Here is a 13,189-nt window from a genome sequence, read left to right as displayed (position 1 = left end):
GACTCCGTCAGGAGCAGCGCGGCGGTGTAGGGCAGCAGCGGCAGCAGGGCAGCCGCTGCGCGGAGCGGGCCCGTCCGGGTCCGCAGGACGGACGGCAGCGCGAACAGCCGCTCCAGCAGGAAAGCGGCCATCACGGCCCCGAACGTGTTCGGGTACTGAAGCAGGCCGCCAAGTCTCGCGCCGGTCGCACTGATGTCCGCATCCGCCGTATGATAGATCCCATACGGCAGCTGCAAAAGCCCATATACGGCAAGCAAAGCGCTGCCGCACAGCACAGCGCCCATCAGATGCCAACCCGCCTGCATCATACGTAGGCCATCACTTGTACGGCATATGCGCCAGGCGACGGCTGCAAAGGAGCCGTAGGTCCCCCACAAGATAATCTCCTTCATCGTGCCTTCCAGAGTGAGCGCGCGCCCTATTCCCATCCCTATCCCATGAAGCACATAAATGAGAATCATTCCGCAGATACAACCGAGAAGCACCCGTAATCCTCTATCCGCAGGAGCCGCGCCCGACAGCACGCCAACGCCATGTATCTTCCGGTTTTGGACGGCACCATTCCATTTGGCTCCCATCATCAGCAGCAGAAGCACGCCGAAACCTGCCCCGACCCCATAGATATCCCCATCAAAAAACATCCCGCTCCGGATACCTGCCACAAAGACAAGTGCCATCAGCATCATCCCGCAATGACGATGCAGGGTCTTCCATGCCATGAACCAACGCCCCCGTTCCAATCCATAGCCATTTATCCACGGCTGTTCGTCTTTCGTAGCCAAACCATCTATTAGCCATTGTGGACAAGGACATACTTCGTTATTCTCGATGCGGCGTTGGTGATCGGCGGTGATCTTTCTAGTGCGCAATAAGGCGGCCTGATCTCTAAGGCAAACTTCGAATACCGATATAGAAAAAACGTCTCTCGACGAACATTCTCAGAAGAAAAACCGCGTTTAGATATTAATTGTCTGGCGATATCCGGAAGGCCCAGCTTCATAGTTTATACTTTCTGTTAACTAAAAAAGCGATGAAAGTGCGCGCTGGCACGTTCATCGCCAATCCGGTTCAACTCGATTCCGTTTACGTATCCGGCAGCAAGTCCTTGCACGCCCGTTCAAGATATGGCGAGGCGTTTAAAAAATCGCGGAACGCGGTATATTCCTGCCACAGCTTATCCCGATCTCCGGCAGAACCGCTAACCGCCCGGATCAATATATTCTTCGGGGTATGTTCCATATCAATAAATTCCAGCAGCTGTGTCTTGTAGCCCATCAGATCGAGGAGCTTAGCTCGAATGGCGTCCGTGGCAAGCGCCGAGAATCGTTCTTTCAGAATACCGTGGGACAGCAGCGGCTCCATAACAGGGCTCTGGACTTGGGAGAACAGCTCATGCTGGCAGCAAGGCACCGACAGAATAACCGAGGCCCCCCAACGGACCGCTTTTTCCAGCGCAGCGTCTGTTGCCGTATCGCATGCATGCAGCGTGACCACCATATCCACCTGCTCCAGTTCGTCATATTCCGCAATGTCACCGACAAGAAACTGCAATTGGGTGTAGTTCAGTTTTTTCGCCAGCATACTGCAGTGTTCGATGACATCAGCCTTGAGATCCAATCCGACAATATTCAGCTTTCTGCGCGCGGTTACCGCCAAATAGTGATATAAAGCGAAGGTCAGATAGGATTTGCCGCAGCCAAAATCAACGATCGTCAGCGGACGATCCTCCGGCAGGTGGGGAAGCACATCCTCAACCATCTCCAAAAACCGGTTGATCTGTTTGAACTTATCGTACCGACGAGCAAATACTTTGCCGTCCTCACTCATGATGCCGAGTTCCACCAGAAACGGAACGGGCTCCCCCTCTTCAAGGATATACGTCTTTTTCCGATTATGGGACAAATCCGTCTTGGTCTTGGAGGCGGATTTGGTCAGAATCGAAACCTTGTATTTCTTCGAGATCAGTACCTGATAATCCGCTTCCGGCGTATACATCATCGCTTGCCGGAATACATTCTCGAACATGTCAACCAGCACCGCCTCCGCCTCATCCGCCGGCACGTTCTGATGGGTGACTTTGGTTCCGGAATAATACGCGAACTGGTAGTGCAGCTTGTTCTTGAGCTCTACAGGTTTAACCGTTACTTTGCTGTAAGTCATGCCTTCCCGCTTGCGAAGCTGGCTTAGCGTAGCCGTGATTAACGATCCTTCTTCCATGATGTTATGAATCAATTTTCTTAATGCATCCAAAGGGTACATCTCGCTTTCTTTATGTTATAGACCGATTAATCCCGCTTAGGTAAACGACTTGTCGCCATTCACCGCATGCGGAAAACGACGGTTAAGTTCATCCATTCCTTCGTGGACTTCCTCCAGCGGAAGCCCGCCCTTCGCCAAATCCTCGGGCAGCTTCAGCTGCAATCTTTGATAGAACTGTACGGCTTCGGTATATTCCATCTTGCCGTTATCCAGCAGTTGGTAGAGGGTGTTCTCCGCTTCCGCGTACATCCCTTGCTGCTCCGTATACGCATAGTAATCCCGCATCGCCGTCTCTGGCAATGCGTATGCCCTTAATCGCTCTTTAACCATGCCGATCCGTTCCGTCAACCCGATCAGTTTCGGATCCGCCCCCTGCAGGGCCGACTTCAAATATAATTGTAAGACCTTGGTGTAGAGCATAACGGCCTCTTCTTCACGCTCCATCTCAAGCAGCAGCGATGCTTCTTCTTCCATAAGTCTTGCTGCACTCTGCAGCTTGTCCGCTTCCAGATAACCATGACTGCGAAATAGCTGTTCAATGTCGGCAGCGGACAATGAGCGAAGCAGCTCTGAATTCAACCGGAACTGCCGTTTGAAGAGCTCATCGAGCTCCCATAAGGCTTCTGTGTGCTTGCGCTCCTGCTTCAGTGAAAACACCTTGGCAATCATCTGTGTCATATCCTCAATCAACCGCACGAGATAATCCCTGCGAAACATACCCTCGCCCCCAACCTGCATCCATGCCGAATGCAGCGTATTGATGACCTGCTCTTTACCTTCCGGTGAGTCCTGCTGTTAAGGACCGGGATGAATGCCGGGCAGCTTCAGCGAGTCACCTTTGCAGTGCAATCATGTTGGGTCTAAACCCAAGCCGGATCACGATTAAATTGTAGGCTATTCGGGACCAGAATTCCAGTATCCGGCCCTTCCCTCCCATTTCTTGGCTCTATCGGCCGGCCAAGCAAACGACGGAGGGTACGCCTAGGCACAATAATAAATAAACGGATATCCCGTTGGATATCCGTTCATTATAAACTATTGAAAGATTTTCATGCGTTTATTCATGCTCAAGCCGTCCCATGAAAGATGTGATGACTTCCCCCAGCTTCTCCGGCGTCTCCATCATACTCATATGCCCTGCGCCCTCGATTACGATTTGGGTCACGTTGTCATGGTCTGTCGTAAAGGTATGCTCTGCCGGAATCAATCCGTCCTTCTCCCCTGCTACCAGCAGGGTAGGCAGCGTGGACGCCGAGAGCACATCGCGTCGGTCCGGACGCTCCCGCATCGCCAGCGCCGCTCCGATGGCTCCCTGAGGTGGCGTTAGATAGCCTATCTCCTTTGCCCGCTGAATACATTCCGGCTTGCTCTCCTTCGTATCCGGCGCGAATAAGCCGGGCACCAATCCGTCAACAAAGGCGGTAATGCCTTCCCCTTGGATGGTGCTGACCGCCTTCACCCGCTTCTCCTTCGCTTCGTCCGAATCCGGGTAGCCTGTGGAATGAATCAGGCCGAAGGCGTTCAAACGAGAAGCGTAACGCTGGACGAAGGAGAGCGTGATATATCCTCCGAGGGAATGACCGAGTAAGGCTGCCTTCGGAATGTCGAGCTCATCCATCAATAGCAGTACATCGTCTGCCATCTGTTCAATGGTATACGATCCCATCGGTGCATCAGACCGCCCGTGACCACGGAGATCCGGTACAATGACTCTGAAGCCTTGAAGAAATGGCAGTACCTGTTCCCAGTAGGCAGAGCTTCCGCAGAAACCATGAAGCAGAATGATTGGCTCACCTTGTCCCTGATCAACATAACAAATCGTGCTGCCGTTGCATTGTACTTTTTCCATAGCGATACCCTTCTTTCTATTCAGCGGATGCCACGTGATAGACACCCATTATTTTATAAAGAATGATCTATTATTAAACAAAAACACCCCCGGCTGAAACGCCGTGTCTTACGGCCTAAGGCCAAAGGCTATAGCGGCTTGCTGCGCTATCTGCTCCGCCATCCCCATGACTTGGTACAGGGACGTCACTTGGAGAGTCCAATACGGCTTCGGTCCATGGACGTTCACAACCGCTGCCACGCTGTAATCTCCCACTGCCGGAAGCCTCCCGCCGACGGACTGGGCAGGCGTCAGCGGACCCTCGCATGTAAAGAAATATCCGACTGACGAGGATTGCCCCAGGCATGCATCAATAGCAATTATCGCCTTATCCTCAGGTATACCTTGAAGCCTTGCCTCAAGATTAAAAGCGTCGCACGGTTCAGGCAGCGTCCCGATTACATGCGGAAAACCGTATTCTTTGAGCCGGCTTCCTGTCAGCGGTCCGAGTGCATCTCCCGTGGAACGGTCGGTGCCAATACATAAAAATACGATGCTGTCCAGCTCATGCCGTTGCGAAATCGTCCGAAAAAAATCCGTCAGTTCATGCCCCGACATTTTAGCTTTTACAGCATGTACGCCTGGCGTCTTGCCGGCTTGTTCGCTCATGACGGCCCTCCTTGATCTCATCGCTTGAAGCCTTGCTCCCGCAGCCTGAAAAACCTTTTTTTCCTGATTTTAACCTATCTCTGTCTCCGATGGCAAAAACATTGGTCGAGCCGCACAGTAACATGTTACAATACAGGGATGAAAATCGTAAATCCGCCTATGAGAGGATGGTGTTAATCCATGGATTTGAGCGAAAAATCCCAAGCCAATGTCGAGTATATGATTGAACAGATTAAAAACAAGCTTCGGATGGCTACAGGAGCTGCTATGCAAGCCTCCGCCTTCTCGGTTAACCAATATGATGATATTTATGATTTGTACGATATGGTCATGAATAAACAAAACCTGAGTATATCGGAAGTGGAAGCTGTTGTATCGGAGCTCGGGCAGCTTCGCGGGAACCAGTAAATCATCATTGCCCGAGAACCTTGAAATGATCTAAAAGAAGAACCCTTTTTATAGCAAAGCCCCCGGAACTTCGCTAATCTAAGCGAAGTTCCGGGGGCTTTCTGTCCTTCTCTACGGCATATCGATCATCACCACTTCCGAGTTCCCCTCACTTGAGTTCCCCCGGAATGTCAGCTCATGACGACGCTGGATCCTTGCCGCGTCACCCGCTTTAATATCGAATACGCCGTCTTCCGATGATATTTCGACATGACCGCTTATGACGTACACATGCATTCTCCGGTCCCCGGCCAGGCTGTACGTCAGTTCTTGTCCCGTCTCGAGTATGCTGCTGTACATCACAACATCCAGTGATTGGTGCAAGCTTGATTCACCATTACCTGACCCGATGATCGGAAGCAGTTGGTTCAATTGCTGTTCCTTTGTAAAATTGCTTTGGTGATGTATCGTCTCAAGGCCCGGCTCCGCAGGGAGAAACCACATTTCCAGATAGCGTACGTCTTCTGAAGAGGAGGCATTCCTCTCGGCATGATACACGCCGGAGCCTGTATTCACGACATGAATCGAACCGGGTACAAGCTCCAATAACTTCCCTGTATCATCTTCATACGTTAACGTGCCTTCCAGCACCAAATGCACAATCACCAAGTCATGATGAAACCTTCGATCAAATCCCTCCATCGGTTGGAGCACATATTCATTATGCGCCAGCAGGCTTCCAAAATGCTCGTTATGCGGATCTGTATAATCACCAAAAGAAAAGCTGAATTCACTATGAATACCGTCTTCATGGGTAGTATGTCTTTCCGCTGCCGTCATGATCTTAATCATGGCCGGTCACCTCCGCCGTTTTTACTATTCAATACCCCGGCGGTTTCCGGTCTAATCAGTCATCCTTAAGCGCGGAGCAGCTTAAATCCGGTTTCTACCCTGCCTACTTGAAGACCTTCATCATTGTATAAATCCTTAGGGTATGCGGCTTTCAGACGCTCGATGGTCGGTTTGTTGCTATAGCCGATTTGCTCCAAGATGGACTCCGTGATCCAGCCCCACTCCTCTTCGGAGCCATCTGAAATTTTGAAAGAAATGCCGAGCCGCTCCTTCTTAAGACCAAAACAGTACACGCCCTTGAAGCCGCCCTTGGCCAAAATATTATGATCTTCCAGAAGAAGGGTATCCACTTTGTGTTTACCCGCTACCATATAAGGAGCTGCATGCATGGCCTTCGTGATTCGGATGACTGCCTTCTGCGTCGGCCCATCCTCTATGAGGTCCGGGGAGGCGAGCTTCATATAGGCCGTTGCCAGAGCGCGGAGCGGCATGGCAAATACCGGCAGTCCGCAACCATCGGTGCCCAATTTGACATCGCCAGGAGCCAATCCCGCCAAATTGGCAACCGTCCGAAGGATCTCCTGCTGCAGCGGATGTTCCGGCTGATCGTATCCCGTCAGCGAATACCCTGCCATCTGGCAGTAGGCCAGCATCCCATAATGCTTGCCGGAGCAATTATGGTACCATTTACTCTTATCGCCGCCCCCTCGCAGAAGAGCCTCTTTGCTTCCTTCGTCCAGCGGCCAGCTGGATGCACAAACCATGTAAGCTTCACTGATGTCCGCCTTGCGCGCAAAACGTTCCAATACTTCTACATGAGCCGGCTCGGCACGATGCGAAGCGGTCATGATCGCTATTTCCTCATCGGTCAGTCCATAATGGTCGGCCAGCCCGCCTCGAATGGAGGGAATTGCCTGTAGGGGCTTGGCCGAAGAACGCGTAAATGCGACGTAATCCGGATCTCCCGCAAAAGCCTCAACGTTTCCTTGTTCATTCACAATACATATATGTCCATTGTGGACGCACTCCAGTATGTCCGCCCGATATTCCTTCACCAGTACAGTATCCATGTTGTCTAACTCCTTCTCTAACCGTCTCTTACGCATTGAGCCCTGAAAAACCTGTATGTTTGCATCTCCCCGTCATCACGCGCATCCGAGAATGATTGCAAATCTGTATTCAGTATAGTACAAAAAAGCGCAAATAACAGCAGGCTTCGTTCCATTCAGGACGGACATTTCATTTATCTCCCGTTTTGCACTGTCCTGTTTCATGGTGTGGCCTTACGTTTAATTACGAGATAAGCAAGCCCACTCGAAACACATTGCTCTGAAAAGGAGGCGATCGTATGTGGGGAATCATCATCAGCATCGTGATGGCAATCATCATCGGGATTATCGGGGATGCGCTGGTTGGTCATGAAATGCCGGGCGGAATTATCGGTTCCATGATCGCAGGTTTCATAGGCGCATGGCTCGGACCGTGGCTCTTCGGAGCATGGGGGCCTGTCATAGGCGGATTTGCTATTGTGCCCGCTATCATCGGTACAGCCATCTTTGTATTCCTGCTCGGTCTTGTTGCCAAGTTGTTTAGACGCACAGCCTGACTCTCGTGTTTATATTCTTTCTTATATTAACTAAAAGGAGTGAAAGTTATGAATAACACAGAACAAGAATATCCAGTACAAAGCGGTTCCACATTCTTCAAGGGTGCTTTCATCGGCGCCTTGGTCGGAGCGGCGGCAGCTCTGTTGTTCGCTCCAAAGCCAGGCCGCGAGCTTCGCGGGGATTTGTCCGAGAAGCTGAGCATGGTGTCGGATAAAACCAAGGAAGTTGCTTACACGGTAGGCGATAAAGCTTCTGAACTGGCCAAAACTGTGGGCAGCAAAGCCTCCGATGTCATGGCCACCGTGAATGAAGGCCGCCAGAGCATTATGTCCAGCGTCAAGGAAGCATCGGCTGATGTGTCGAGCGAGGTTTCGAGTGCTTCCAAAGATGTGAAGGATCAAGCGATGGACACTTCTTCCGAAGTCAGCCGTGAAATGAAATCGACAACGAATTATTAATTCGTATAGTCACGAATAGCCAGCTGACACAGCTGGCTATTTTTGTGCCAGATCGTGAACGTCTTCTTATACACATTGTAGTAATTCCTAAGTGAAATGAAACGGCGCATCTGCCTGGAAAGCGGGGATATCTCATGAGTAAAGCAAACCCATATCGTACCGGCTCCAGCTTCTCGACCCGAAGCGGCAGTCGTTCGACACGAAACGAGGAACAACGAGTACAATCCGAATCAAGGAAGGAAAGGCACTCCAAAGAGGCGGATGATGTCCAGGACCATCCCTTTGAGCTAAGGCACGAAGTGAAGAAGTTGAACACGCGACTGGACAAAATCGCTGCCACGCTGGAGAAATCCGAAATGAAGGACATGATCGATAATTACATGAATCCCAAGAAACGCATCATTGCCAACCTCACTGCCGGCCTAGCCCGGGGGTTGGGCTTAACCCTTGGTACGGCTCTCGTACTGGGTCTTCTGGGTTACATCCTCAGCTTCTTTGTCAACGTACCGATGATTGGGGATTTCATCTCCGATTTGCAAGGATATATTGATCAATCTAGATCCTAGTGTGTCTTCAATCCATGAAAACGCCCGGTGCCTATAGAGGTCACCGGGCGTTGTGATCATTCTCGCTCCCATTCATGCATATCCTTCGTGCCTCAAAGATTTTTGTTGTTGGACTTCACTTGAAGCAGGTCTCCCGTCCATCCCTTCGCACGCATCCAAAGGTACATGCCTCCGGTCCACAGCAAAGTGAATCCGATGACTACGGTAAATCCCCAGAACGTCTTAATGGCAGGCAAATTTTCAAAGTTCATCCCCCATATGGCTCCGACCACGGTTGCCGGTGTGAGCACGACCGTAAAAATCGTCAGTGTCTTCATAATTTCATTACCGCGGAACGCAGAGATTGCATCGTCTATCGATACCAGCGTATCGATTTCGCGCTCATAATGATGAATCAGCTTTTCCATTCTTTCCACTCGATGCAGGAGCTGTTGAAACGAGCGGCTGCTATCCAGCTCGCCATGATACCCTTCCTTTGCTGCGGCAATCAGTTCCTGAAAAGGAATAAACAGATTGCTCCACTCCAACAACTCAAACCGGGACGACAGAATGCTATCCATTAAGGATCTCCGGTTGTGCGTACGCATATCACTTTCGACAAGGCGCAGGTTATGCTCGAATTGATCCATTCCCGCATGGTAATAATGCAGAATGGCCCGAGCCAGCACAAACATGCCGTCGACGGGTTTTTGGCATTGATGAAGCATGGAAGCTCTTTCGGACTTAGCCATCACGCTTCGGGTATGGTCATCCAAATTGATGGTAATCAGCACTTGGTCGTCCGTATAGAAATAGAACTGTTCCGACTTGTAATGATCGGCATCATCCGTGACCTTATAAAGCATGGTTCCCATAATGACCGGCTCCACCCCATCCTTGAATCGGACGGATAAGTAGTTTCGTTCCTTTAACGTCGAAGCTAGATCAAACCATTCGGCTGTATAAGGATAGCGCGTCCGAAGTTCGCCGATCCAGGAGGATTGCCAGTTATCCGTTCGAACATCGTACCACTTCCATCCCCCTGCAAAAGTATAAATATCCTGACCTTCCATCCCATCCGGCCCCAGCATGTTTTCTTTGCCACTCCCTTCTATAAATACGAATCGTAGGTTCCAAAAAGGCACGCTTTCCTGTAATGGAGGAAGCGTGCCTTATGTTGCTATGCGTCTGTTTCTACGAGGCTTGTCCATATCAGTAAGAAGAATTGGACATGATCTGCTTCAGTTTTTCCGTTGCCCGCTTCTGGATTCGCGAGACACTCATTTGCGACACGCCTAACCTCTGAGCGATAGCTCTCTGGGACTGTCCCTCCTGAAATGCCAGCAATAGCACCTTCTGCTCTTGCTCCTTCAACTGACTCATCGCCTGCTGAAGATCCATGCGCTTCTCAACGGAATCAAAATCATTCACATCCGAACTGATCAGCTCTCCAAGCGTCGCTCCGGTTTCTTCCTGAGATAACGGGGAATCCAATGATACATAATGATAGCATTCGCGTCCGGCTAACACTTCAACCGTTTCCTCAACGGAAAGATCCAGGTGGGATGCGATCTCATTCACATCGGGAGATCTCTCCAGCTTCACCATTAGTTCATCAATCGCTTGCTGAACCAAGGCACCCTTTTCCTTGATTCGTCTTGGTACTTGAATATACCATGATTTATCGCGGAGGAAGTTCTTCATATGCCCGATCATGCTCTTCATGGCATAGGGTTCAAACGGAATCCCCAGGCTGATGTCATATTGCTGCAGAAGACGAATTAATGCCATTTGGCCAACCTGATACAAATCCTCATACAGGTCGGGCCGATTTCGGGCAATCTTGCCTGCCGCCATTTTGACCATCGGTTCATATTTCTTAATCAGCACCGTCGCGATATCGTTATCCTTCGTTTGCTGATACTGTTCAATTAAATGAACGGCTTCATCTCTGGACTCTTGGGGAGTCGCCTTATCACTCATACGGGCTCCTCGCTTCTTGCGAGACGCTTTGTCAGCGTAACCTCGGTTCCCTTTCCAGCCTGGTTTGTCACGCTTACCTCATCCATAAGCGCCTCCATCAGGTAGAAGCCTAGTCCTCCGATTTGGACCTCGCTGAGATCTTTATCATGAAGTGTACGGTTGCCAACCGCTCCCACACTGTCGAAACTCTCCCCTTCGTCTCTGACCGTAATGGATAGCGACTCGCTGGTCACTTGAAATAAAACCTCTACCATGCCGCCTTCCTGACTATAAGCATACAAGACCGAGTTATTACAGGCCTCCGACACCGCAACCTTCATATCTTCGATCTCTTCATAGGAAAAGCCCATCTTGGAAGCTATTCCATACAGATTCAGTCTTACAATATCCACGTATTCAGCACTGGCAGGCAAATTAAGCGTTACTCTTTGTACATCTGAATTCATTCTTTTCGATCCTTTCCTATTGGGAATTCTTCTTACGACTGAAAGAACTTCGCAATACCCGTCATATCGAACAGCTTTTGAATTTGCGGCGGAACTTCCTCGACTGCAAAGCGTGCTTCCATGCCATGTCTGGCTTTCAGTATCGACAGAAGAATACCAATACCCGTACTATCAATATATGTCATGTCCTTCATGTTGACGATCAAGTCTACTTCGGAATTGCCGACAAGAGGCTCCATCACTAATCGAAAATCCGGAGCGACGGACAGATCAAGTTCACCGCTCAAAAATACCGTGCATACGCCCTCATTCATTTGGGTCTTAGCATTGAACTTATCATTCGTTTTTGTATTCATAGACACTCTCTCCCAATCATTTGTTTTCCCTTTACATAACCCGTTATCTTGCTTGTTGAAACAGGTTAACGAGGGTTAAAGCCGCGCTAATATATGGAAAACGATTGATTCGCTAGCCGTTGATGATTCGAACACGGCTTGGGCTGCTGGCCCATCCTTCCGGCTCTACCGGTACATAACGGGATATCAGGTGCTTCACACAGCTGATTTTGACCGGCTTGCTGATGTATTCATTCATGCCGGCGTCAAAACAGCGCTTCTGAATCCCGTCCATCACATTGGCGGTCATCGCAACCAGAACGGGAGCCTCAGCTTCTGGCTTCATCTGGCGGATCAGACGCGCTGCCTCCAGACCATCCATTATCGGCATCTGCAAATCCATGAAGATCATGTCGTAAACTTTAGGACCGGCAGCCATCTCAACCGCCTGCCTGCCGTCTTCCGCCATATCCGCTTTCATCCCCATCTTTTCAAGCATACTCTCCATCAGCTTTCGGTTAATCGGATGATCGTCCACAATCAGGATGTTCGGTTGCCTCTCCCCATGCACACGATATTTTGCCGAACGCTCCTCTTCCCGGAGTCGATGATACTCTTCTTCATGCGTATGAACGCAGATCGTAAATACGAAAGTGGCTCCCTTGCCTTCCTTGGACTCGACCGCGATCTCTCCACCCATCATCTGTACGAGCGATTTGCAGATCGCAAGCCCAAGTCCTGTTCCGCCGTACCGCCTTGTCATCGAGGAGTCCAACTGAGAGAACGGCTTGAACAACCGATCGATTTTCTCGGATGAGATGCCAATTCCCGTATCCTTCACCGTGAATTCAAGGGTTAATCGGTCCTCTTTAGTTTGAGCAAGCGAAACAACCAAATACACGCCGCCCTCATTCGTAAACTTCACGGCATTGGATACCAGATTCACCAATACTTGACGAAGGCGTCCCATGTCACCGAATACGATCGCAGGAATTTGATCCTCAATGTAATACGTAAGCTCCAGATTCTTCTTGGAGGCTTCTCCGGAGAACAAACCAAACACTTCCTGAACGCAGGACTTGAGATCAAACGGATATTCCTCCAGCTCCATTTTGCCTGATTCCATCTTGGAGAAATCCAGAATGTCGTTAATGATATTAACCAAAGCATCCGCGCTGTTGCGGATAATGGCTGCATATTCCCGCTGCTCATCCTGAAGCTCGCTGTCCATCAGCAAGTCAATCATACCGATGACGCCATTCATCGGCGTTCGGATCTCGTGACTCATCATCGCCAGAAATTCCGTTTTGGCTTTGGCGGCAATCTCCGCTTCTTCCTTGGCCAGTACAAGTTCTTGATTAATTTTTTCAAGCTCCTGGGTCTTCTGGTGCAATTGCATGGACTGAATCTTGAGCCTGTTGTTGGTCCGGTACATATCGACAAAACCCTCGATCTTGGATTTCAAGATTTGAGGGATAAAGGGTTTAACCATATAGTCGATTGCCCCTGCGGAGTATCCAGCAAAAAGATGCTCCGCGTCCTTGCTGTTCGCGGAAATGAATATGATCGGAATATCCTTTGTCTTGTCTCTCGCCTTGATCAGCCTTGCTGTTTCGATACCGTCCATGCCGGGCATTTGTACATCGAGAACAATCACGGCAAAATCATACTTCAAGAGATATCGCAAAGCCTCTTCCCCCGAAGTAGCTTTAATAAGCGTGTATTGTTCGCTGTCCAGAACAGCTTCGAGTGCAAGTAAGTTTTCAGGGCGGTCATCTACCAACAGAATATGAATCGGTTCGTGAAACCCCATGAGATCC

Annotated in this window: 15 protein-coding genes and 1 pseudogene; 4 read left to right on the top strand and 12 right to left on the bottom strand. The window is 50.1% G+C overall.

All coding sequences use genetic code 11. The annotated features are described in order from the left end of the window. From PLA01S_RS21500 to yyaC, 5 genes and pseudogenes are all read right to left on the bottom strand, one after another. Positions 1-719: pseudogene (locus PLA01S_RS21500) on the bottom strand (O-antigen ligase family protein); the annotation flags it as partial. Between the two features lie 364 nt (positions 720-1,083). Continuing rightward, positions 1,084-2,259 (bottom strand): class I SAM-dependent methyltransferase, encoded by a 1,176-nt coding sequence (locus tag PLA01S_RS21495; protein WP_127593957.1) that lies wholly within the window; start codon positions 2,257-2,259, stop codon positions 1,084-1,086. A 36-nt stretch (positions 2,260-2,295) separates the two neighbouring features. Next, positions 2,296-2,976: a DUF6483 family protein gene (locus PLA01S_RS21490; RefSeq protein ID WP_100541506.1), complete on the bottom strand. Its 681-nt coding sequence runs from the start codon at positions 2,974-2,976 to the stop codon at positions 2,296-2,298. Between the two features lie 340 nt (positions 2,977-3,316). Beyond that, positions 3,317-4,108 carry an alpha/beta fold hydrolase gene (locus PLA01S_RS21485; RefSeq protein ID WP_127593956.1) on the bottom strand — a complete coding sequence of 264 codons (792 nt, stop codon included), beginning with the start codon at positions 4,106-4,108 and terminating at the stop codon, positions 3,317-3,319. A gap of 108 nt (positions 4,109-4,216) precedes the next feature. Further along, entirely contained in the window at positions 4,217-4,756 is a 540-nt protein-coding gene (gene yyaC, locus PLA01S_RS21480; protein ID WP_127593955.1) for a spore protease YyaC, read from the bottom strand. A 180-nt stretch (positions 4,757-4,936) separates the two neighbouring features. On the opposite strand from yyaC, the gene PLA01S_RS21475 reads away from it, so the two are divergent. Next, a complete protein-coding gene (locus PLA01S_RS21475) occupies positions 4,937-5,164 on the top strand; it encodes a DUF1128 domain-containing protein (protein ID WP_100541503.1) in 228 nt (75 codons plus the stop codon). Positions 5,165-5,275: 111 nt separating this feature from the next. Here PLA01S_RS21475 and PLA01S_RS21470 read toward each other — a convergent pair whose 3' ends face one another. Together PLA01S_RS21470 and PLA01S_RS21465 are read right to left on the bottom strand one after the other, a co-directional pair. Beyond that, positions 5,276-5,995 (bottom strand): pirin family protein, encoded by a 720-nt coding sequence (locus PLA01S_RS21470; RefSeq protein ID WP_127593954.1) that lies wholly within the window; start codon positions 5,993-5,995, stop codon positions 5,276-5,278. Positions 5,996-6,060: 65 nt separating this feature from the next. Next, positions 6,061-7,065 carry an asparaginase gene (locus PLA01S_RS21465; RefSeq protein WP_127593953.1) on the bottom strand — a complete coding sequence of 335 codons (1,005 nt, stop codon included), beginning with the start codon at positions 7,063-7,065 and terminating at the stop codon, positions 6,061-6,063. Between the two features lie 278 nt (positions 7,066-7,343). Here PLA01S_RS21465 and PLA01S_RS21460 point away from each other — a divergent pair, with 278 nt between their 5' ends. The 3 genes from PLA01S_RS21460 to PLA01S_RS21450 all read left to right on the top strand — a co-directional run bounded on the left by PLA01S_RS21460 (position 7,344) and on the right by PLA01S_RS21450 (position 8,626). Next, positions 7,344-7,601, top strand: a complete 258-nt coding sequence (locus tag PLA01S_RS21460; RefSeq protein WP_015737475.1) for a GlsB/YeaQ/YmgE family stress response membrane protein — start codon at positions 7,344-7,346, stop codon at positions 7,599-7,601. A gap of 48 nt (positions 7,602-7,649) precedes the next feature. Continuing rightward, on the top strand, positions 7,650-8,060 hold the full coding sequence (locus tag PLA01S_RS21455; RefSeq protein WP_100541500.1) for a YtxH domain-containing protein: 411 nt from the start codon (positions 7,650-7,652) through the stop codon (positions 8,058-8,060). A gap of 134 nt (positions 8,061-8,194) precedes the next feature. Continuing rightward, a complete protein-coding gene (locus PLA01S_RS21450) occupies positions 8,195-8,626 on the top strand; it encodes a DUF5665 domain-containing protein (RefSeq protein WP_127593952.1) in 432 nt (143 codons plus the stop codon). A 92-nt stretch (positions 8,627-8,718) separates the two neighbouring features. Here PLA01S_RS21450 and PLA01S_RS21445 read toward each other — a convergent pair whose 3' ends face one another. The 5 genes from PLA01S_RS21445 to PLA01S_RS21425 all read right to left on the bottom strand — a co-directional run bounded on the left by PLA01S_RS21445 (position 8,719) and on the right by PLA01S_RS21425 (position 13,182). Then, the gene (locus tag PLA01S_RS21445; RefSeq protein ID WP_127593951.1) at positions 8,719-9,696 is read right to left on the bottom strand and encodes a magnesium transporter CorA family protein; all 978 of its coding nucleotides are present in this window, start codon (positions 9,694-9,696) and stop codon (positions 8,719-8,721) included. A 121-nt stretch (positions 9,697-9,817) separates the two neighbouring features. Further along, complete coding sequence (locus PLA01S_RS21440) at positions 9,818-10,588, bottom strand: sigma-70 family RNA polymerase sigma factor (RefSeq protein ID WP_127593950.1); 771 nt, start codon at positions 10,586-10,588, stop codon at positions 9,818-9,820. Continuing rightward, complete coding sequence (rsbW, locus tag PLA01S_RS21435; protein WP_100541497.1) at positions 10,585-11,034, bottom strand: anti-sigma B factor RsbW; 450 nt, start codon at positions 11,032-11,034, stop codon at positions 10,585-10,587. The genes PLA01S_RS21440 and rsbW overlap by 4 nt, the downstream gene beginning before the upstream one ends. A gap of 32 nt (positions 11,035-11,066) precedes the next feature. Continuing rightward, positions 11,067-11,390, bottom strand: coding sequence for an STAS domain-containing protein (locus tag PLA01S_RS21430; RefSeq protein WP_009594079.1), 324 nt, complete (start codon positions 11,388-11,390; stop codon positions 11,067-11,069). A 112-nt stretch (positions 11,391-11,502) separates the two neighbouring features. After that, complete coding sequence (locus PLA01S_RS21425; protein WP_127593949.1) at positions 11,503-13,182, bottom strand: hybrid sensor histidine kinase/response regulator; 1,680 nt, start codon at positions 13,180-13,182, stop codon at positions 11,503-11,505. Between the last annotated feature and the right edge of the window lie 7 nt (positions 13,183-13,189).

It is taken from the genome of Paenibacillus lautus NBRC 15380 (genome assembly GCF_004000945.1).
Classification (GTDB): Bacteria; Bacillota; Bacilli; order Paenibacillales; family Paenibacillaceae; genus Paenibacillus_AQ; species Paenibacillus_AQ lautus.
The sequence above is the reverse complement of the archived record's forward strand: the minus strand, read 5'-3'. Positions and strand labels throughout refer to the sequence as shown.